The organism is Paenibacillus sp. PAMC21692, from assembly GCF_014303795.1.
In the GTDB taxonomy this organism is placed as follows: Bacteria; Bacillota; Bacilli; order Paenibacillales; family Paenibacillaceae; genus Pristimantibacillus; species Pristimantibacillus agaridevorans.
Map to the genome: position 1 here is coordinate 3,538,369 of NZ_CP060293.1, position 21,175 is coordinate 3,559,543.

The window sequence follows — 21,175 nt, forward strand, 5'->3', positions numbered from 1 at the left end:
GTATAGACATGAAGGTTAGAAAAGCGATCATCCCGGCAGCGGGTCTCGGGACCCGATTTTTGCCGGCGACGAAGGCGATGCCGAAGGAAATGCTGCCCATCGTCGACAAGCCGACGATTCAGTACATCGTCGAGGAGGCGATCCAGTCCGGCATCGAGGACATTATTATCGTGACGGGCAAAGGAAAACGCGCGATCGAGGATCACTTCGACAACTCCATGGAGCTGGAGCAAGTGCTAACGGCCAAAAGCAAGTTCGAGCTGCTGCAGGAAGTGCGGAAGTCGTCGGATATGGTCGACATCCATTATATCCGGCAAAAGGAGCCGCGCGGTCTCGGCCATGCCATCTGGTGCGCGCGCAAGTTCATTGGCGACGAACCGTTCGCGGTGCTGCTAGGCGACGATATTATCGACGCGCCAAAGCCTTGTCTAAAACAAATGATCGAGAAGTATGAACAATACGGATCGTCCATTATCGGCGTGCAGCGGGTTGCGGAGCAAGCCGTCTCCCGTTACGGCATAGTGGACGGGATGGAGATGGAGCCTTCGTTCCATCGCATCAATCATCTGGTCGAGAAGCCCAGCCGCGAAAAGGCGCCCTCCAATATGGCCATTATGGGCCGCTACATCCTGACGCCGGAAATCTTTGATATTCTCGGCGAACAGGCGCCAGGCTCCGGAGGGGAGATTCAGTTGACGGACGCCATCGCCGCTCTTAATCGTTCGCGGGCCGTATTCGCATACGAGTTCGACGGGAAACGATACGATGTCGGCGAAAAGATGGGATTCATTCAGACGACAATCGAATTCGCGCTGAAGCGGGAGGAGCTCCGATTCGAGCTGCTGGAGTATCTGACCCGAACGCTGGAGAAGGAGACCGCGCCTCAATAGGGCGCGGAAGAAACCGCGATGTCCATGCGACCGAAAATACTGTTCTGCGCGACGGTGGACTATCACTTCAGAGCCTTCCATCTGCCTGTTATGGAGTGGTTTCAGGAAATGGGCTGGGAAGTGCATGTGGCCGCCAGCGGCGCGCTCGACCTGCCGTATACGGATGTTAAGTTCGATTTGCCGATTCATCGGTCACCGCTAAAGAGGGAGAACGTGTCAGCTTACCGCATGCTGAAGGCCATTATCGACAAAGAAGGCTACGACATGATTCATTGTCATACGCCCATGGGAGGAGCCTTGGCCAGACTTGCCGCCAGGGAGGCTCGGACAAGGGGGACCAAAGTCATCTACACGGCCCATGGCTTTCATTTCTTTAAGGGAGCACCCTTGCTCAATTGGCTGCTCTATTATCCCGTCGAACGATGGTTGTCGGCCCATACGGATTGTCTCGTGACCATTAATGAAGAAGATTACGGAAGGGCCGGACGATCCGCGTTCAAAGCGGGCATGATTGCGCATGTGCACGGCGTCGGAGTCGATACCGGCTGGTATGCTCCCATCGGCGAAGAAGAGAAGACGGCGAGACGCGAGAGGTTCAATTACGGTCCCGACCATTTTCTGCTGATCTACGCCGCTGAATTTAATAGCAACAAAAACCATCGCCTGCTGATCTATTCGATTGCCAAGCTAAAGGCCAAGGTGCCTGGCGCAAGGCTGCTGCTTGCCGGCGAAGGTCCGCTGCTTAATGAGTGCAGAGCGCTGGCGATCCAGCTCGGCGTTGCGCATATGATCGAATTCCTCGGCTATCGGGATGATCTTGATGAGCTGTATCCCATGTGCGACGCGGCCGTGGCGTCCAGTATCAGGGAAGGGCTGCCCGTCAATGTCATGGAAGCGATGGCATGCGGTCTGCCCATCGTCGCGACCCGCAATCGCGGTCATAACGAGCTCATCGATGAAGGTCGAACGGGTTTTATCGTCGAGGCCGGAGACGTAGAGTCGTTCGCCAGCCGGCTGCAGCTACTCTATTACTTCCGGGACTCCAGACGCCGTATGGGCGAGCGGGGAGCGGAACGGGCGCGCCGTTATTCGCTGGAGCAGGTGATGGGAGAGCTCGGAGAGATGTATTTGACCTTGATGTCGGAGGTGACGCGTGAGGAATCCGAAGATCAGTATCGTCGTGCCTATCTATAACATGGAACGATACTTGCCTCGCTGCCTTGACAGTCTGCTGAGTCAGACGCATGGAGAACTGGAGGTCATCGCCGTCAATGACGGGTCTACAGACGGAAGCCTGACTCTATTAGCGGAATACGCCGGGCGGGATCCCAGGCTGACCATAATCGACGTCCCTAATGGAGGAGTGGCTTTTGCCCGTACAACCGGCCTGCGGCGCTGCACGGGAGATTACATCGGCTTCGTGGATCCAGACGACTGGATTCATCGCCGCATGTATGCCGAGCTGCTGGATGCGGCGCAGCGGGAGGATGCGGACATCGTCATGTGCGCCTATGTGAGCGAGTTCGGCGGCTTCGCCAGGCCGAAGCGGTTCGACATGCCCGATTATGTCGCGTATCGCGGCGACGAGGTGCGATTGCGCATAGCGGACAGACTGCTGGGGCCTATAGGCGACGAAGTGTCGAAGCCCGAACATCTGGACGCCTGGGGAACGGTTTGGAACAAGCTGTACCGGGCGGAACTACTGGACGGTATTGCCTTCACCGATCTTGCCCTCATCGGCAGCAACGAAGATACCTTATTTAATCTGTCGGTCTGTACCCGAGCCCGTTCCTTCGTGTTTCTCAATCGGCCTTATTATCATTACTGGCGGGCGAACGAGCAGTCCATTACCACCCGCTATAAGTCTGACTTGGCCAGGCGGTTCCTGAACCTTTATGGCTGTCTGGAGTCGGCTTACCTGGACAATGGCGGGAGCGAAGACGAGCAGAGCCGGCAGCGGCTCTCTAATCGGATTGCGATGAACGTGCTGGGACTGGGTCTGAACATCGTCAGCGGCAGCAATCCCTCCTCCATGCGGGGCAAGCTGCGAGAGCTGAGACAGTTGCTGCGGCACGAAACCTACAGCAAGGCGCTGCTGCGCTTCCGCTCGGGGCCATGCCCGCCGCACTGGCGATTATTCTATCGCATGGCGGGCATGCGATTGACGCTGCCGGTATTCGTTATGCTGATTGCAATGGAAGCTGTGCGTACCAAGAAGCCGATTGGGAGGAATAACCGTGAAACCACTCCGAATTCTGCAGGTCGTTACGATCATGAATCGCGGCGGGCTGGAGACGATGCTCATGAACTATTACCGTCAAATGCGGAAGAAAGGCATTCAATTTGACTTCCTCGTCCATCGTATGGAGGAGGGCCATTATGATGCGGAGATCCGAGCGCTCGGCGGCCATATCTACCGGATGCCGCAGATCAAGCCGGGCAACTACCGGCGTTACTTCCGCGAGCTGGATGCCTTCTTTGCGGTCAACCGGCAATACAAGATCGTCCACTCCCATATGAACGAAAACAGCGGCTTCGTGCTTCGCGCGGCCCGCCGGGCCGGCGTGCCTTGCCGCATTATTCACAGTCACCTCAGCGATCTGGGGCTGGATTACAAATATCCCTTCCGGCTGTATGCCCGGATGGCGATCAAGGACCATCCCAGCGACTATTTTGCGTGTTCGGAGCGTGCCGGAGAGTGGCTGTTCGGCAAGCGGGGAGGTTCGTCTTCCAAGGTGACGGTTTTGCACAACGCGGTGAATGCGGCGGATTTCCGGTACAACGAAAACGTCAGGCAAGCGGTTCGCGAGGAGCTCGGAGCCGGCGACGCCATCGTGATCGGCCACATAGGCCGATTTAACGAGCAGAAAAATCATCGCTTCCTGCTCCAGGTATTCGAGGCCGTACATCGCCGCAACCCGAACACTTTGCTTGTGCTGGCGGGCGACGGCCAACTGCGGCAACTAATGGAGAAGGAGGCGGAGAAGCGGGGCATTGCGCATGCCGTGAGATTTCTGGGCGTGCGAGGGGATATTGCGGCCCTGCTGCAGGCTATGGATTTGTTCCTTTTCCCTTCGTTGTTCGAGGGCCTGCCCGTCGTTCTAGTCGAGGCGCAGGCCGCGGGACTTCGCTGCATCGTCTCCGACCGCATTACGAAGGAGTCGGACATTACGGGCCGGGTAAGCTTTCTCCCGCTCGAGCTGTCGCCGGAAGCATGGAGCGCCGCGGTGCTCGGCGCGAGCTACGAGCATGCCGACACTAGATGCCAGCTTCGGGAAAGCGGCTATGACGCGGAATCCATGGCGGACTGGCTCGGCGATTATTACAGAGCCCGCATTGGGGCGGGGGGGAAGGGTTCATGAACAAGGAGGATTTGCCGCCGCTGACCGTCTTTACGCCAACCTACAACCGCGCCTATACGCTTCACCTTTGTTACGAGAGCTTGCTGCGGCAGACGTGCAAGACGTTCATCTGGCTGATCGTGGACGACGGCTCTACCGACGATACGGCGGAGCTTGTCAAGAGGTGGACCCTGGAAGCCGATTTCGAGATCTGGTACGTATACCAGGAAAATCAGGGCATGCACGGCGCGCACAACACGGCATACGAAAACATCGGGACGGAGCTGAACGTCTGCATCGACTCCGACGATTATATGGCGGACAACGCGGTAGAGACGATATTAACCTGCTGGCGGGAGCGGGGAGGAGACGAATACGCGGGCATCGTGGCGCTTGATGCGGCAACCGACGGCGCCGTCATCGGATCGCGCATGCCTGAGCATTTGACCAGTACAACGTTATCCGACCTGTACGCGAAGCATGGGGTCAAGGGGGATAAAAAGCTGGTCTACCGTTCGGAGCTGACCCGGGATTGTCCGCCGTACCCGTTGTACGAGGGCGAGAAGTATTGCCCGCTGTCGTACAAGTACATACTGATCGACCAGAGGGCTCCGCTGCTAGTTTTAAACGAGGTTGTCTGCATCGTCGAATACCGGGCCGACGGCTCCAGCATGAACATGGTCAAGCAGTATCTCCGCAATCCGCGGGGGTTCGCTTTTTTTCGCAAGACGGCCATGCGTCATGCCCCGACCTATAAAGACCGATTCCGCGAGGCGGTGCATTATGTGTCCAGCAGCCTTATGCTGCGCAATGCCGCATTCGTCGCGGAGTCGCCGCGCAAGCTGACGACACTATTGGCCTTGCCGCTGGGCATCGCCTTGTATATGTACATTCATCGAACGAAACGGCGCACGATCGTCTAGACGGGTTGACGGCCATTACACAGGGAAGGGAGGGTGCTGGAGAGGGATGGAGATGATATGGTTCGCGCTGCTCGCTGTATTTTTTAACGCCTTCATGGCGCGATACTTTGCCGCATCGACGGCGGACGGTCCGCTCGGCATTCGCCCTAATCGGTTTTACATGGCGCTTGGCGCGGCTTGCCTTATTCTGGTGTCGGGACTTCGGAATAATATCGGGGATACGTATCTGTACATGCATAGCTACAGGGTGGAGGATTTCTCCTGGAGCAGCGTCCTCCAGAAGGACGATATCGGCTTCAACTTGTTCCAGATGCTGCTGAAGCAATACACGGAGGATCCGCAGCTCATGATTATGCTGACGGCGCTCGTTACGAACGCGCTGATTATCATCGTGTTCTGCCAATATTCCCGGATGATCGAGCTGAGCTTGTACGCCTACATTACGACGGGATCGTTTATCGTATCCATGAACGGCATTCGCCAATTTCTGGCCGCCGCCATCGTATTCACCGCGACTAGGGCGCTGCTGGAGGGGAAATGGAAAATTTATTTTGCCATCGTCATTTTCGCTTCCTTTTTCCACCAGAGCGCGCTTATTATGCTGCCCATCTACTTCCTGGTCAGACGCCGGGCTTGGACGCTGACGACCATGCTGCTGCTTTCCTTGGGCATTCTGATCGTGGTCGGCTACAACTACTTTTCCAGCGCCTTGTTCTCCATTATCGAGAACACGCAATACTCGGGGTACCGGAGCTTCCAGGAGGGCGGCGCCAACGTGCTGCGAGTCATCGTCTTCGTCATTCCTCTGGTTATTGCGTTTCTGGGCAAGGATAAGCTGCGGCGTCTGTTCCCCGGGGGCGACGTGATCGTCAATTTATCGCTGGTAGGCGCGGTTATTATGATTATTTCGACGCAAAACTGGATTTTCGCCCGGCTTGGCATCTACTTTTCGCTTTATCAGCTCATCCTGCTCGGTTGGGTCATCAAGCTGTTCCGCGAGAAGGATCAGCGGCTCATGTACATCGCTTTTATCGGCTTCTACTTTCTATACTTCTTCTACGAGAACGTCATCGTACTGGATATTCGGTACGCCAGCGACTATATCCGGTGGCCATTTTAATTCGAAGGAGGGACATGATGGAGACACGGGAACAAATTCCCCGAATCATCCACTATTGCTGGTTCGGCCGCGGCGAAAAGCCGAGGAAGATTCGGACCTGCATGAACAGCTGGAAGAAACGGCTCGGCAGCGGCTACACGTTTATGGAGTGGAACGAAGACAACTTCGATCTGAATCGGTCCAAGTATGCAAAAGAAGCGTACGAAGCCCGCAAATATGCGTTCGTGAGCGATTACGTCCGGCTGCATGCGTTATATCATGTCGGCGGCATCTATCTGGATACCGATGTCGAAGTAGTGAAGCCGCTGGATCCGCTGCTGACGCATGAAGCGTTTTCCGGCTTCGAGGACGAGAGCTTCCTGCAATCCGGAACGATGGGAGCGAGACCGGGACATCCGTGGATCGGCAAGCTGTTGTCGGACTATGAGCGGAGAGTGTTCCTGCTGCCGGACGGCACGTACGACATGCTTACCAACACCGCCGTCATATCGAGACTATGCACGGAGGAGGGCCTGGCGCTGAACGGCCAGTATCAGACGCTCCCCGGAGGCGTAGTTTTCTATCCGCGCCAATATTTCAGCCCTTACGACTATATTAACGGCGGCAGTTATCTGACGGAAGAGAGCTATACGATCCATCACTTCGCGCAATCCTGGCTGCCCGCCCATGTGCGGATAAAAAGCGGCGCCAAACGAATGATCAGCCGGATCGTTGGTCCCAAGGCTATTGCCAGGGTACGCAAGCTTCTGACCTGAAGACGCGGCTGCCCGGCAACACAAAGAGATAAAGGATAGAGAAGAGGGGCTATACGATGATCAAAAGAATGTTCGACTTAATTGCCGGAAGTCTTCTGTTGGCAGCCGCGCTGCTGCCCATGGCAGTTATCGCCTTGCTTGTCCGTTCGAAGCTAGGTTCCCCGGTTTTGTTCAAGCAGGAGCGTCCGGGCCTCCATGGTCGCCCCTTCCTGCTGTATAAATTCCGTACGATGACGGACGAACGGGACGGGGAAGGACAGCTGCTGTCGGATCATCTCCGGCTGACGCCATTCGGCCTGCTGCTTCGCAAGTTGAGTCTCGACGAGCTGCCACAGTTGCTTAACGTCGTGAGAGGAGAGCTGAGCCTTGTAGGGCCGAGACCGCTGCTTATGGATTACCTGCCGCTGTATACGGAGGAGCAGGCGAAGCGCCATCTGGTGCGGCCGGGGATTACGGGGTGGGCGCAGGTAAACGGACGCAACGCCGTATCGTGGGAGGAGCGTTTCGACAAGGATGTATGGTATGTCGAGAATCGTAGCTTTTGGCTGGATATGCGAATTCTGTTGCTGACGGTGAAGCGGGTAATCCGCTCCGACGGAATCAGCAACGGCAGCCATGCGACGATGCCGGTGTTCGAAGGACAAGGCCATAACCAGAAAGGATGATATCGGATGAGCCAGCAGCAACAAAGCGGAGCAGGAAGCCGCATCTATCTGTCCTCTCCCCATATGAGCGGCAAGGAACAGGCTTATATCGACGAGGCGTTCCGGAGCAATTGGATCGCCCCGCTTGGTCCCCACATTAACGCATTCGAGCAGGAGCTTGCATCGTATGTAGGCTCCCGCGGCGCAACGGCGGTTAGCTCGGGCACGGCCGCCATCCATCTGGCGCTACTATTGCTGGGCGTCGGCGAAGGCGATCAGGTCATATGTCCCAGCTTCACATTTATCGCGACGGCAAATCCGATTGTTTACCTCGGCGCGAAGCCGTTGTTCGTCGATTCGGAGCCCGACACCTGGAATATGTCGCCGGTCGCGCTGGAGCGCGCGCTTCGGCAAACATCCGCGGCAGGCCGGCTCCCCAAAGCGGTCATCGTCGTTCATCTGTACGGGGGAATGGCGAATATGGAGCGAATCATGGAGATTTGCGACAGGTACGGCGTCCCTGTCGTCGAGGATGCGGCGGAATCGCTTGGCTCTACCTACCGGGGACGCCAGAGCGGTACATTAGGCCATTTCGGCATCTATTCCTTCAACGGCAATAAAATTATTACCACTTCCGGCGGAGGGATGTTGGTATCCGATCATACGGACGCGCTGGAACGAGCCAAATTTCTCGCGACGCAGGCCAGAGACGCGGCCGTGCATTACCAGCACAGCGTAATGGGCTATAACTATCGGATGAGCAACGTGTTGGCCGGGATCGGCAGGGCGCAGCTGGAAGTGCTGGATCAACGCGTTCAGGCTAGGAGAGAGGTATACCGCAGATACGAGGAAGCGCTGGGAAAATACGAGGCTATCGCGTTTATGCCGGAGCCGGAGGGCACTTGCGGCAATCGCTGGCTGACGGCGCTGACTATTAAGCATCCCGGCGCGGAGGCGATTATCGCGGGTTTGCTGGACGCTCTCGGGGAAGCCAATATCGAGGCCAGGCCATTATGGAAGCCGCTGCACCTGCAGCCGCTCTTCTGGGGAACAACCTTTTATGGACATTACGAGCAGGGAAGCTCCGTATGCGAAGAGCTCTTCCGCACGGGGATCTGTCTCCCTTCGGGCTCCAATATGAGCCCGGAGGAACAGGACCGGGTCATTGCCGTTATCGAGGACGCGGCGAGAGGGCTGCGTTCCGCGTCGACCGAAGCGGCGAGCTAGCCGGTTAAGGCGCCTGCTATCCATTTACAAATATCGTTCGCCGCTCGTGCGGGAGCGAACGGCACGGGCGGGCGTGCCATAGGCGACGGTATGGGACGCGATGTTGCGAACGACGGTTGAGCCTGCGCCGATCACGCAATGCTCGCCTACCGCGACGCCATGAATAATAGACGCGCCGATAGCGACTGCCGTATAGTCGCCGATGGCCGCATTCCCTCCAGTGGCGGCCTTCGGCGCGAGGCTGACGAATGAGCCGATGCGGGAATCGTGTTCGATGCAGCTGCCGGCATACAAGACGGCATGCTCCCCAATCTCGGCGTCGCTTCCGACGACGGAGCCTGCCATCACGACGGAGCCCGCCCCGATGCGGGCTCCTCTTGCGACGGAAGCCGCGGGATGAACGGCGGTCACGAAAGGCAGCTCCGGCCTAATGCGGGAGATGCCTCGAACGACAAGCCCGCGAGTCCAGTTGTCGCCGATCGCCGCGATGGCTCCCCCAGCTTGGTTATTCCGGTCTGCAAGCCACGTCTCATCCCCTAATATGCTATATCCGTACACCTGCTCTCCGACTGGCTTGCCTCCGTCCAACAATCCGATGATTTCGTGCGCGCCTTGCCGCTCTATCGTATCGATCACGGCTTTGGCATGTCCGCCTGCCCCGAACACAATGATTCCATTCGACATTCCGTCATCCCCTTCGCTTATACGTTTTCTATGATTATGCACTAATTCTAGCATACCCTTGCTCCGGATGATCCGGAATTTTGTAGAATTATGGGCGGCGCAATTGACAGAACAACGGTCGGGTGATAATCTGTAAATGTGTTCGTTTTATAGAACAAAAATTATTTTTTGTTCGTTATTTGCGAATGAAGGAGACCGTCATGAAAATGGAAGCCGCGCTCAATACCGAAGATTTGTCACAAGAACTACGACTGCTGCTTGCCTTCCTTGAGATGGAGGAAGGCACGGAGATGAGCTTCGAGCTCTGGGAATTAATGAAAGACGCGAATTGGCATACCTTCATCGAGCTGGCGCGGCATCACCGCGTGTTCCCGACGATGAACAGGAAGCTGCAGGAGCATCGGCCGATCAACGTGCCCGCCTTCGTTATCAGCATGTTCCAGCGGGACTACTACCGGAATACGATTACGATGCTCGCGCTGAGCGGCGAGATGGAGCGGCTTTCCTCGTTGTTCGAGAATCGCGGCATTCGCGCTTTGTTTCTAAAGGGGCCTGTAATCGCGGCCGACTTGTACGGCGATGTTTCGCTGCGAACGTCCTGTGATCTTGACGTGCTGGTGCCGCTGGAAAACCTCCAGGCAGCTGAGGAGCTTCTCGTGTCGCTGGGCTACGAGAAGGATGACTACATTACAAGCGTGCTGAACGACTGGAAGTGGAGACACCACCATATCACCTTTCTGCATCCCAGAAAGGGGATCAAGGTAGAGGTGCACTGGCGGCTTAACCCCTCTCCGTCCAAAGAGCCCGGCTTCGAAGAGCTGTGGAGCAGGAAACGTCAGAGCTCGCTTATAAGCAGACCGATCTACTATCTCGGCAGGGAGGATCTGTTTTTGTTTCTCGTCTCCCACGGAGCCCGTCATGGCTGGTCAAGGCTTCGCTGGCTGCTGGATGTCAAGCAGCTGATGAATCAGCGGATCGACTGGCCCAGGCTGACATCCCATCTGCGCAAGCATCAGATGCTCCATATCGGAGGGCAGGCGCTGTTTCTTGCTGCGAAGCTGCTCGCTGCGCCGCTTCGCGAGGAGATGAAGCCGCTTCTGACGTCCCGCAAGGCGGGATGGTTGGCCGAGGACACGATGTTTTATATGCGTCGAACCGTTAATCTGCATACGCCGCCCGTACCCAAGGAGGTCGAGCGTTATCATAAACAATATTTGTTCGGACTGCTGACCATGCGTCAGAAATGCCTGTATGTGCTAAGCGTTATGCATCCCTTTTACGAGGACACGGAAACTTTGCCGTTGCCGCAGAAGCTTCACTTCCTATATTTCGGTCTGCGTCCGTTTTTGTGGTTGTGGAGGAAGGCGAAGGGAAGAAAGGAGAAAAAACCATCATGATAGGAAAGGCGATTGCTGCATGGGGGACCCAATTCCGCAGCCGAGGACTGCTGCCGGCAATTCTGATGAACGTGTCGCAGCTGTTAGCCTTTGCCCGGGCATTCCGCTACTGGCTCTTGTATGGGCGCAGCATCCACGCTTCGGTGTTTGCGATGCAAGGCGGGAGCACGATCGAAATCTTTAACAAACGAGCACGATGCCGCGTTGGCCGATTCGTTTTTATGAGAAAGAACATCAGCATTCGTCTCGACGACGAAGGGCAGCTCACGCTTGGCGACCATGTGTTTATTAATGATAATTGCACAATTAATTGCGCCTTGCGCGTCTCGATCGGCGAATATACTAAGATCGCTCCGAACGTGTGCATCAACGATCACGACCATAACTTCCGAGGGGATGCGGAGGGGCATCTGCTTAAAGGCGAGGTAGTCATCGGCAGCAACGTTTGGATTGGCGCGGGAAGTATCATCCTTCGCGATACCGTGATCGGGAATAACGCCGTCATCGCCGCGGGAAGCATCGTAAAAGGATATGTGCCGTCCGATACGTTGTTTATGAACAAGCGGGAAAAACATTTTTCCGCCATCTCGCGCGCATCCGTAGAAGAAGCCGTTCGCGCTCCCGCGAAAGGAGCGGAAGCGATATGAAAAAACGAATCCTGTTCACCATGTATGCGATGGAGATCGGAGGCATCGAGCGGAGTTTGATCAATATGCTGGAGTCGTTCGATTACGACAGCTACGAGGTGGATCTTCTGATCTTCTGCCACACCGGCGAATTTATGGGGATGATTCCGGGCCAGGTGAACGTGCTGCCAGAATCGCTGAGCTATGCGGCGATTCGCAAGCCGCTCCGCGAATGTCTGCGACAGCGGCTGATTAAGGCCGCCTTCGTCCGCGGCGCCGCCAAAGTCGCAGCCAATGTGCGCGCGCGAAGGCTGCGCCCCGCCGAAGGACCCGGATACATACAGATGCAATACGATTCCAGATGGTTTGCCGCCGTACACAGAGGACTGGAGCAGGAGTACGATCTCGCCGTCAGCTACGCCTGGCCTCACGACTACGTTGCGACGAGGGTACGCGCGAGAAGCAAGGTCGCCTGGATTCATACCGACTTCAGCCAGCTTGATATGGATCGTGACATGGACGAAGCCGTCTGGAGCCGTTTCGACGACATTATCTCGATCTCGGAGGCTTGCACCGAATCGTTTCTGCTCAGCTATCCTCGTCTGCGAGAGAAGATTAAGCTGATCGAAAATATTACATCCCCGGATTTCATCCGAGAGATGGCGGAGCGGCAAGCTGACTCCAACGAATTGCGGGGTGACGGTTTCGCCATCGTTTCTGTCGGGCGTCTCTCTTACGTCAAAGGGTTCGACATGGCGATCCGGGCGCTCAAGCTGCTTCATGAGCGGGGTTTCACCGATATTTCGTGGGGCGTCGTCGGTTACGGCGGATCCGAACCGGAGCTTCGGGAGCTAATCGCCGAATGCGGATTGGAAGGCAGCTTCGAGCTGCTGGGGAAACAACTCAATCCATATCCGTTTATGAAGGCTTGCGATCTGTACGTGCAACCGTCGCGATACGAAGGGAAAGCCGTTACGGTGACGGAGGCGCAAATTTTGCACAAGCCGGTCCTCATTACGAATTATCCTACCGCATCAAGCCAGGTTATCGACGGCAAGACGGGATGGATCTGCGAATGCAACGCCGAGGGATTGGCGGATGCGATCGCGGAGCTGTACGCGGATCAAGAGAAACGCGCGGCGTTGACGCGTTGCCTGGAGCAGCAGGATTATCGGAATCGCGAAGAGCTCGAGAAGCTGTACGAGATGATCATCTAGGTGCGGCATCGACGGAAAGGAAGTGAAGGATTGGCTATCAAGGTGAGCGTCATCATCCCTGTTTATAATGCGGAGAAATATTTGGCGGAATGCGTGCAATCGTTGATATCGCAGACGCTGCGGGAATGCGAGTTCATCTTCGTCAATGACGGCTCGCGCGACGGCAGCCAGGGAATTATCGAACGGTTGCATCGCGAAGACAGCCGTATTCGGCTTATCAATCAAGATAACGCCGGCGTCAGCGCGGCCCGGAATACCGGTTTGGCGGCGGCGAGAGGCGAATACATCGGGTTCGTGGACGCGGATGATTGGGTGAAGGCGGATATGTACGAAACGTTATATTTAGCCGCTAGGCGTTTCGAGTGCGATGTAGTCTTTTCCGATTATTTGGGAGAAATGGATGGGCGAGTCCTCCTGGAACGCTCTAACTTCCCTGTGGGCAAGCTTCTGGAGAAAGGTTACATATGTAAAGAGATCCTTCCCGTTTTTTTGGAATCGGATCGTCTTAATTCGGTTTGCAATAAAATTTACCGCAATGAAGTTATCCGCGCATGCCAAATCGCTTTTCCAACTGGAATTGCTTTGGGCGAAGACGGTTTGTTTAACATGAGGGCTCTTTGCGCTATCGATAAGGCTTGTTATGTAGAATATGCGGGGTATTACTACAGAGAAACGGCAGGTAGCGCAACTCGAAAAAATAAGGAACAAGAGCATTATTTTGACCGCGCCCTTCAAGCTTACGCCGAGCCGCTTCCTGACGATTTTAAAACAGCCTTACATCATGTGGATATCCAATCACTTCGAGCCAAAAAGTTTATTCGTTCGTGTATCTCCTTGATCCATCTCTATTATGGACCATCTAACCAGGTTCGCTTTTATCAAAAGATTGCTTACGTCCGAAAGATGATTCATCACTCCGTCTTTCGGCAAGCTCTAGCTAATTATCCACCCGCTGCCCGTTTAAATACTGGCAGGTACGAACATGTTTTTTTGTTGCTAATAAGTTTGAAATCGGCACTAGGTCTATACGGCGTAACTGCGTACAGCAGATTACGAAATCAAAAGACGATGGGGGGATAAACATATGAAAATAATGATGTTTGCACATGGAGGATCCATGAATCGAGGCTGCGAGGCCATTGTCCGTTCCTCAGCTTCTATTATTAAACAATCGATTAGCGGATCTGAAATTTATTTGGTGTCCGACAATCCTTCAACCGATCAAATTATCCCCAGGCTTGATGGGGTATATGACGGCTCATCTCGTCCGCTTACGAAATATTCCTACGATTGGTTCGTCTCTTCTATTCATTATAAAATTTTTCGGGATGAGTCCTTTGCGCAGGGACTGATCCATAACAACATTATTAAACATATTCCGCAAATGGACGTTTGTTTGTCGATAGGCGGAGACAACTATTGTTATGGCGAGCAGCCAGGTTGGTACGAGGTAAATCGAAGGGTCAAAAAAGAAGGGAAAAAGCTTGTGCTGTGGGGCTGCTCCATCGGCGAGGAAGACATGTCGTCTGCCAAATTGGAAGATTTGAAAAGATTCGATCTGATATTGGCCAGAGAATCGTTAACCTACAATATGTTGACTGGAAAAGGTCTGGGCAATGTCAAACAGTGCGCGGACCCGGCTTTTACGATGGAAAAGGAAGAGCTTGAGCTGCCGAGCGGATGGCAGGACGGGAATACGATCGGAATCAATTTTAGCCCTCTGGTTTGGAAGAGGAATCAACATTCGCGGCAAGCTGTGAACGACCTTATTCAACATATTCTGGATACGACAGATATGACTATCGCCTTAACGCCGCATGTCATTCAGGAGAGCAACAATGACTACGCCGTGCTCCAACAATTTTATGAGCATTACAAAGATTCGGGTAGGGTACTGCTTCTACCAGATCATTTGAATGCGATTCAATATAAAGGATATATAGCTCGGATGCGCTTCTTTATCGGGGCGAGAACCCATGCCACGATAGCCGCATATTCCAATTGCGTGCCAACGATGGTGCTTGGGTATAGCGTGAAGTCTAAGGGAATTGCCAAAGATTTATTTGGAGAAGAAAAATTGGTACTGGGCATTCAAGATATATCGGATTCCAACAGATTAATAACATCGTTCAGGGAAATGGTTTCTGAGGAAACAGTAATCAGAAGGCAGCTGCATAACGCCATTCCAAAAATTCAAGCGATGTCTTCTAAAGCTGTTTATTATTTATCGGCTTTAGCGTGAGGTGTATATGAAAAAGAAGCTGTTATTTATAATGCCTGGTCTTGGAGCGGGCGGAGGGGAAAGAAGTTTGGTGACGTTGCTTTCACAGATTGATTACGAAAAATATGATGTGGACTTATTTTTATTTAAACACGATGGGATTTTTATGAAAGCATTGCCGGAGGAAGTAAATGTGATCAAGCATCGGGACGATTATTTGGCTTTTACTCAACCGTTCATCGTTTCGCTAAAGATGCTGTTCGGCGCTTCCAAGTTCAGGCTTTTATTTAATCGTATCTTATTTTCTCTTCGAAATCAGTACAGAAAGGGTTCGGCTGTTACCGAACAGTCTGCCTGGCAATATCTATCCATGTCCATGGATAAACTGCAGACCAAATACGATGCGGCCATCGGTTTTCTTGAGAAAACTTCCATTTATTATTGTATCGATAAAGTCGACGCTACCAAAAAAATCGGTTGGATTCATAACGATTATGACAAGCTTGGGATGGATGTTGGTTTTGACAGGAAATATTTCGATCGGCTGGACGAAATCATAACAGTATCCAAGGAATGTGAGCAGGTGCTGAAAAAAAGGTTTCCTGAGCAAGTTCATAAGATCAGCACCATACACAATATCGTATCTCCAAAACTCATTAAAAAATTAAGCCGGATAACGAACAATGATCTCTATAACCGGAAAGATGGCGAATGTATTCTACTTTCAATTGGCAGGCTTCACCCTCAGAAGGGTTTCGATATTGCCGTTGAAGCATGTGCCAGATTAATTGCTTACGGCAAAGCTGTACGCTGGTTTATTATCGGCGAAGGGGAAGAAAGGGAACAGTTAAGGAAAACGATCCGCAAACACAACGTAGAAGGTCAAATGATATTGCTTGGACTAAAGGATAACCCATACCCGTATATCGAGCAATGCGACATTTATGTTCAGCCCTCTAGATTCGAAGGGAAGTCGGTTGCAGTAGATGAGGCGAAAATTTTGTGCAAACCGATCGTTATTACGAATTTCAGCACTGCGAGAGATCAAATTCAGAACGGTATTAACGGAACAATTGCGCCAATGAATGCGATTGATCTGGCATCGGCCATTGGCGACCTAATCGGTAACCGCGATAAAGTAAACGAGCTCTGTTTTCGATTGTCCAATGAGACGTTGGGGACGGAAGAGGAGATAGATAAGCTTTATAAGCTGGTAGGGGGTTAATCCATGAAAAAGAAGCTGCTATTCGTCATGAATCACCTTCAGTGCGGCGGAGCGGAGAAAGCGTTAGTTTCCTTGCTGCAGGTCATCGACTACCAGCAATATGAAGTTGACTTGCTATTATTTAAGCCTGTGGGCATTTTTCTGAAACAAATTCCGAAAGAAGTAAATGTACTCCCATCCCCCCACAATTATCAATATTTCGATATGTCTTTAAAAACAGTCGTTGTCAATTGTATGAAAAGGGGGGACCTTAAAAATTTATTAGTTCGATTGTATTTAAACTTTGTCATGCATACAGAAAAAAACGAAGCGCGGCGAGAGCAGTTGGCGTGGAGACATATTGTTCGAACGTTTCGCCGGTTGGAAAACGAATATGACGCTGCCATTGGGTTTTTGGAGAAAAGCCCCATTTATTACGTGATAGATCGGGTGAAGGCCAAACGAAAACTGGGGTGGGTCCATACCAACTATTCTAGTCTGAAGATGGATGCGAAAATAGACGGACCTTATTTTGACAAGCTTGATTATGTTGTTACGGTGTCCCAGGAGTGTATGCAATCGTTAAGAAATGAATTTGTCCCTTTTACTGCAAAATTCAAGATCATCTCTAATATTATTTCTCCTGCCATCATTAAAAATATGTCTATGGAGGAAATAGGTTTTAGTTCTGCGCAACACGTTGTGCGCATCGTAACGGTTTCCAGATTAAGTTATGTAAAAGGAATCGATCTAGCCATCAAAGCATGCAAACAATTGGTGGATCGTGGTTATGTAATGGATTGGGAAGTGTTTGGTTATGGAACCGAAAAGGAGTTTGAAGAAAATCAGACGCTTATCGATCGTTATGGATTGCAATCGCATTTCAAATTGCTCGGGGTGGTAGAGAACCCTTATCCGTATCTGAGAAAGGCTCAGATCGTTGTGCAGCCTTCGCGTTTCGAAGGCAAATCCATTGCTATCGATGAAGCGAAAATATTAAATAAACCGATAGTCGTAACTAACTTCAGTACAGTTAATGATCAGATTAATCATGAAGTGAACGGCCTTATTGTGGAGATGAACCCGGAGGCGATAGCGGATGGTATTGAAAGATTTATCGGAGATGAACTTTTAAGGAGCCGTGTCATTCGCTGTTTGTCAGCCGAAAATCTGGGTACGGAATCGGAGGTGCATAAGTTGTATGAGCTTGTTAATTAGCGTTTGTATTGTGCTTGGCATAGTTATTCTGGTCGGTACAGTTATTTTCCTTTTGGATGTAGTTCCCTTGTTCAGGCAATGGTTGAGCAGAATTTATATTGGGAGGCAACAAGATACATTGGCGTGGAGCCGTTTAATTCGACGAAAGGGGTTAACTTGGCTCCATCACACGCCGGTTATGAAAATAACCGATCAGACCCGCATTACCGTGCTCGATCGTCTAAAGGGACAGTACTCCAATCCTACACTACAGGACTGGCAGCATGCCGCGCTATTGCTAGGATTGGCGGAAGGCGAGCCGGATGATGCAGAACGTACAGGAATACACCGCTTCTTGAACTCGTGCTTCCATTCGGATGGCAGGTGGAGAACTAAGCCGGTACATGTCGATTCCGCTATCGTTGCATATTCGTTATTTCGAACATCGTCAATCGAAATAACGAGTTATCGACCCGCGCTGGATGATATGTATGATCTTATTCAAGACCATATTGGCTCGGACGGTACTGTTCAATATCGAAAAAGGATGGCGGATTACCGCTACGTCGACACGATAGGTTTTATTTGTCCCTTCTTAATTTCGTATGGATTGACATTTAATAAACCGAATGCAATTGATCTAGCAATTAAGCAGATAAGTGCATACATTCAATACGGCATGCAAGCAAATAAATGGATTCCCTGTCACGCATACGATGTCCGAACTTTTGATCCGCTTGGCATATATGGCTGGGGAAGAGGGATGGGCTGGTTTGCGATAGGATTAATCGACAGCTGGGAGTTGTTGCCGCAAAACCATACATACAAGCTCAAATTGCAGCAATATGTGGTCGATTATGCCCGCTCGATCATGGCTTGCCAACAGCCGAACGGAAACTGGAATTGGACGGTTACCAGATGCGAAAGCCGACCGGATTCTTCTGCAACTGCAATGCTTTGCTGGTTTTTGATCAAAGCCGCCGCCATTCCGGAATTGTTTGTTTCATGCGGCGCCAGCGTATCTAAAGGCATTACTTATCTAAAGAGCGTGACTAGAAGGGATGGCGCTATCGAATTCTCGCAAGGAGATACCAAAGATATTGGCCACTATTCTACCTTGTTCGGAATCATGCCATTTACGCAAGGTTTTGCGATTCGATTGTCTAAATTCGTTAAGGATGAGGGACTAAAGGAGATTATTTATGAAGATAACAGTGTTTACGCCAACGTATAACCGTGGCTATATCATTGGGAAATTATATCAATCTCTGTGCGATCAAACTTGTAAAGACTTTGAGTGGCTTGTCATTGACGACGGCTCCGCGGATGAGACGGAGTCGTTGTTTAAGACATGGGCAAAAGAAAACAATTCGTTTGAGATTAATTACTTGAAGGTCGAGAATGGCGGAAAACATAGGGCAATCAATAAAGGGGTGCAGTTGGCCAGAGGCAAACTTTTTTTTATTGTCGATTCCGATGATTGTTTAACGGAGGATGCAATCGCGAAGATGGTGAAATGGGAAGAAAGCTTGGAAGGAAACGGTCGTTTCTGTGGCGTGTCGGGGAATCGAGGGGCGACGCCATATCAAATGCATGGAACTTCCTTCGAAGGAGATTACGTAGATGCGACGTCGCTTGAACGAAAAAAACGGGGGATTACAGGGGATAAAGCAGAAGCGTTTTATACCCAAATATTGCGAAAATATAAGTTTGTCGAGATAGAGGGCGAAAATTTTATGACGGAAGCAACCGTTTGGGATAAGATGGCCTTTGACGGCTACAAATTAAGATGGTTCAACGATGTTATTTACATTTCGGAATATTTGGAAGACGGATTGACCCGCAATGCTAAAGATGTTTTTTCTAAAAATCCTAAAGGAACGGCCTACTACTTTAAGCTGCAAATCAAACATTATCGTTATAATTGGTGGGCAAGGCTGGCTAATTACAATCTGTACTACGAGTTGGTAAAGGATAGAAATACGACGAATCAAGCAGCCCAATTTCTGGGGATCCCGCTATTTATCTTAACGATCGCTATTCGTTTGACGAAATTGAAGAGATGGCTATTTAGAGGGGTTTCCTATGAGAATTAAATATACATTTGGAAACATAAGGCTCGCCGGCGCGATGAAATTATGAGGACCAAAAACACGCTGATCAATATATCGGCCGGGCTCGCCAATCAGCTCATTATAACGGTGCTCAGCTTCGTCTCGCGGACCGTATTTATTACCAGTCTAGGCATAGACTATTTAGGTGTTAATGCTTTGTTTACGAGCGTATTGGCGATGTTGTCGCTTGCAGAGGCGGGAATCGGCTCCAGCATCGTATTCAACTTGTATAAGCCTGTCGCGGAGAAGAATCGCTTGCAGATATTGGCCTTGATGAAGCTATACCGCAATACGTACCGTATCATCGCACTCGTTGTGACGGCGCTGGGACTTGCGGTGCTGCCGTTCCTCGACCTGATCGTCAAGGGAGCCGACGTGCCGCATATCGAGCTTGTTTATCTCATTTTCCTGGTCAATACGGCGGTTCCGTATTTGTTCGTCTATAAGCATTCCTATCTGAACGTCAATCAGAAGAACTATATCGTTACGGCCGTTTTCTCGATTTCGTCCATTATTTCGACGGTTATCCGCATCGCCATTTTGTATTATACGGAAAATTATTTATTGTATCTGGCGGTCGACACGGTCATTACGATCGCGACTTCCATCATTTTGACGGTTATCGTGAACCGAAAGTATCCTTATCTGAAGTTCGGCAAGGCCGATACGCTGGATCCTGAGACCAAACGGAATTTCCTTCGCAATATGAAGGCGATCTTTATCCAAAATGTCGGGTCTTATTTCATATTCGGGGTCGAGAGTATTCTGATCTCAACCTTCATCAGCATTGCCGCGGTGGGGCTGTATGCCAACTATAAGATGCTTATCGATATAAGCCGGACATTCGTCAATCAAATATTCAGCAATATGTATCATAGTGTCGGCAATTTGGTAGCGAAGGAGAGCGCCGACAAAATCTACGAGGTATACAAAGCGACCATGCTGTTGAACTTTTGGTTATATTCGATGCTCGGCATCGGTATGTTTTTGTTGCTGGGGCCATTTATTCGACTATGGCTGGGAGACTCCTTCTTGTTGTCGGGAGCAGTCGTGCCCGTGCTTGTCGCCGCATTTTATGAAAGGGGCATGCGCAATTCCATTACGACGGTAAAGACGACGGCTGGCATCTTTCACGAGGATCGTTACGCGCCTTTGCTGCAGGCAGCCATTAATCTTGGCACTTGTCTACTGCTGGTGCGCGAGTTGGGACTTGGGGGCATATTTTTAGGAGGGTTGCTTAGCGCCATCGCGGTGCCGTTCTGGACAACGCCCTATCTGGTATACAAAAAGGTGTTTGGGAAACCTCTGCTTCATTATTTCTTAACGTATTTTGCCTATACGGGAGCGGGGTTGTTGGCATTGATCGTCGCTTATACCGTCTGCCAATTATGGGCGGCAGACACGATAGCTGCTTTACTGTTGCAGATAGCGGCTTGTTTGATCATTGTAAACTCGTTGTACGTCGTATTGTTCCATCGGACAGAGCCGTTCCGGTATTTGCGCGGCGTTGCAGTCATGCTGTTACATAAGCTGCTTCGATCCGGAAGAGGTTTAATCGGAAGGAAACGTGAACTGCAGACAAATGCCGATCATCGCAATTAGCGCTTTGAAAAGC

The 21,175-nt window shown here is 51.6% G+C and carries 20 protein-coding genes; 19 read left to right on the forward strand and 1 reads right to left on the reverse strand.

Annotation, left to right across the window (positions count from 1 at the left end; genetic code table 11):
* The first annotated feature begins 8 nt into the window (after window positions 1-8).
* The 9 genes from galU to H7F31_RS13955 are packed head-to-tail and all read left to right on the forward strand — an operon-like array spanning window position 9 to window position 8,900.
* Window positions 9-890 carry a UTP--glucose-1-phosphate uridylyltransferase GalU gene (galU, locus tag H7F31_RS13915; protein WP_187104662.1) on the forward strand — a complete coding sequence of 294 codons (882 nt, stop codon included), beginning with the start codon at window positions 9-11 and terminating at the stop codon, window positions 888-890.
* Window positions 891-914: 24 nt separating this feature from the next.
* Window positions 915-2,084, forward strand: coding sequence for a glycosyltransferase family 4 protein (locus tag H7F31_RS13920; protein WP_187105345.1), 1,170 nt, complete (start codon window positions 915-917; stop codon window positions 2,082-2,084).
* On the forward strand, window positions 2,044-3,237 hold the full coding sequence (locus H7F31_RS13925; protein ID WP_187104663.1) for a glycosyltransferase family 2 protein: 1,194 nt from the start codon (window positions 2,044-2,046) through the stop codon (window positions 3,235-3,237). The genes H7F31_RS13920 and H7F31_RS13925 overlap by 41 nt, the downstream gene beginning before the upstream one ends.
* Window positions 3,128-4,252 (forward strand): glycosyltransferase family 1 protein, encoded by a 1,125-nt coding sequence (locus H7F31_RS13930; RefSeq protein ID WP_187104664.1) that lies wholly within the window; start codon window positions 3,128-3,130, stop codon window positions 4,250-4,252. Before H7F31_RS13925 ends, H7F31_RS13930 begins: the two co-directional genes overlap by 110 nt.
* Window positions 4,249-5,154, forward strand: coding sequence for a glycosyltransferase family 2 protein (locus H7F31_RS13935; protein ID WP_187104665.1), 906 nt, complete (start codon window positions 4,249-4,251; stop codon window positions 5,152-5,154). The genes H7F31_RS13930 and H7F31_RS13935 overlap by 4 nt, the downstream gene beginning before the upstream one ends.
* Window positions 5,155-5,200: 46 nt before the next feature.
* Window positions 5,201-6,274 carry an EpsG family protein gene (locus tag H7F31_RS13940; RefSeq protein ID WP_187104666.1) on the forward strand — a complete coding sequence of 358 codons (1,074 nt, stop codon included), beginning with the start codon at window positions 5,201-5,203 and terminating at the stop codon, window positions 6,272-6,274.
* 17 nt (window positions 6,275-6,291) lie between these two features.
* Complete coding sequence (locus H7F31_RS13945) at window positions 6,292-7,029, forward strand: glycosyltransferase family 32 protein (RefSeq protein ID WP_187104667.1); 738 nt, start codon at window positions 6,292-6,294, stop codon at window positions 7,027-7,029.
* A 59-nt stretch (window positions 7,030-7,088) separates the two neighbouring features.
* Window positions 7,089-7,694 (forward strand): sugar transferase, encoded by a 606-nt coding sequence (locus tag H7F31_RS13950; protein WP_315970574.1) that lies wholly within the window; start codon window positions 7,089-7,091, stop codon window positions 7,692-7,694.
* A 6-nt stretch (window positions 7,695-7,700) separates the two neighbouring features.
* Window positions 7,701-8,900 carry a DegT/DnrJ/EryC1/StrS family aminotransferase gene (locus tag H7F31_RS13955; RefSeq protein WP_187104669.1) on the forward strand — a complete coding sequence of 400 codons (1,200 nt, stop codon included), beginning with the start codon at window positions 7,701-7,703 and terminating at the stop codon, window positions 8,898-8,900.
* 24 nt (window positions 8,901-8,924) lie between these two features.
* Here H7F31_RS13955 and H7F31_RS13960 read toward each other — a convergent pair whose 3' ends face one another.
* Entirely contained in the window at window positions 8,925-9,584 is a 660-nt protein-coding gene (locus tag H7F31_RS13960; RefSeq protein ID WP_187104670.1) for a NeuD/PglB/VioB family sugar acetyltransferase, read from the reverse strand.
* Between the two features lie 200 nt (window positions 9,585-9,784).
* Between H7F31_RS13960 and H7F31_RS13965 the strand changes: the two genes are divergently transcribed.
* The 10 genes from H7F31_RS13965 to H7F31_RS14010 all read left to right on the forward strand — a co-directional run bounded on the left by H7F31_RS13965 (window position 9,785) and on the right by H7F31_RS14010 (window position 21,162).
* Complete coding sequence (locus H7F31_RS13965; RefSeq protein WP_187104671.1) at window positions 9,785-10,981, forward strand: nucleotidyltransferase domain-containing protein; 1,197 nt, start codon at window positions 9,785-9,787, stop codon at window positions 10,979-10,981.
* On the forward strand, window positions 10,978-11,628 hold the full coding sequence (locus tag H7F31_RS13970; protein ID WP_261800415.1) for an acyltransferase: 651 nt from the start codon (window positions 10,978-10,980) through the stop codon (window positions 11,626-11,628). Before H7F31_RS13965 ends, H7F31_RS13970 begins: the two co-directional genes overlap by 4 nt.
* Window positions 11,625-12,824 (forward strand): glycosyltransferase, encoded by a 1,200-nt coding sequence (locus H7F31_RS13975; RefSeq protein ID WP_187104672.1) that lies wholly within the window; start codon window positions 11,625-11,627, stop codon window positions 12,822-12,824. Before H7F31_RS13970 ends, H7F31_RS13975 begins: the two co-directional genes overlap by 4 nt.
* A 30-nt stretch (window positions 12,825-12,854) precedes the next feature.
* Entirely contained in the window at window positions 12,855-13,904 is a 1,050-nt protein-coding gene (locus tag H7F31_RS13980; RefSeq protein ID WP_187104673.1) for a glycosyltransferase family 2 protein, read from the forward strand.
* Window positions 13,905-13,908: 4 nt separating this feature from the next.
* The gene (locus H7F31_RS13985) at window positions 13,909-15,066 is read left to right on the forward strand and encodes a polysaccharide pyruvyl transferase family protein (RefSeq protein WP_187104674.1); all 1,158 of its coding nucleotides are present in this window, start codon (window positions 13,909-13,911) and stop codon (window positions 15,064-15,066) included.
* Window positions 15,067-15,073: 7 nt separating this feature from the next.
* Window positions 15,074-16,270: a glycosyltransferase gene (locus H7F31_RS13990; protein ID WP_187104675.1), complete on the forward strand. Its 1,197-nt coding sequence runs from the start codon at window positions 15,074-15,076 to the stop codon at window positions 16,268-16,270.
* Between the two features lie 3 nt (window positions 16,271-16,273).
* A complete protein-coding gene (locus H7F31_RS13995) occupies window positions 16,274-17,467 on the forward strand; it encodes a glycosyltransferase (RefSeq protein WP_187104676.1) in 1,194 nt (397 codons plus the stop codon).
* Between the two features lie 118 nt (window positions 17,468-17,585).
* Window positions 17,586-18,680: a glycoside hydrolase family 88 protein gene (locus H7F31_RS14000; protein ID WP_315970561.1), complete on the forward strand. Its 1,095-nt coding sequence runs from the start codon at window positions 17,586-17,588 to the stop codon at window positions 18,678-18,680.
* Complete coding sequence (locus tag H7F31_RS14005; RefSeq protein ID WP_187104678.1) at window positions 18,649-19,542, forward strand: glycosyltransferase family 2 protein; 894 nt, start codon at window positions 18,649-18,651, stop codon at window positions 19,540-19,542. Before H7F31_RS14000 ends, H7F31_RS14005 begins: the two co-directional genes overlap by 32 nt.
* A gap of 42 nt (window positions 19,543-19,584) precedes the next feature.
* Window positions 19,585-21,162 (forward strand): lipopolysaccharide biosynthesis protein, encoded by a 1,578-nt coding sequence (locus tag H7F31_RS14010; protein WP_187104679.1) that lies wholly within the window; start codon window positions 19,585-19,587, stop codon window positions 21,160-21,162.
* Window positions 21,163-21,175: the final 13 nt, after the last annotated feature.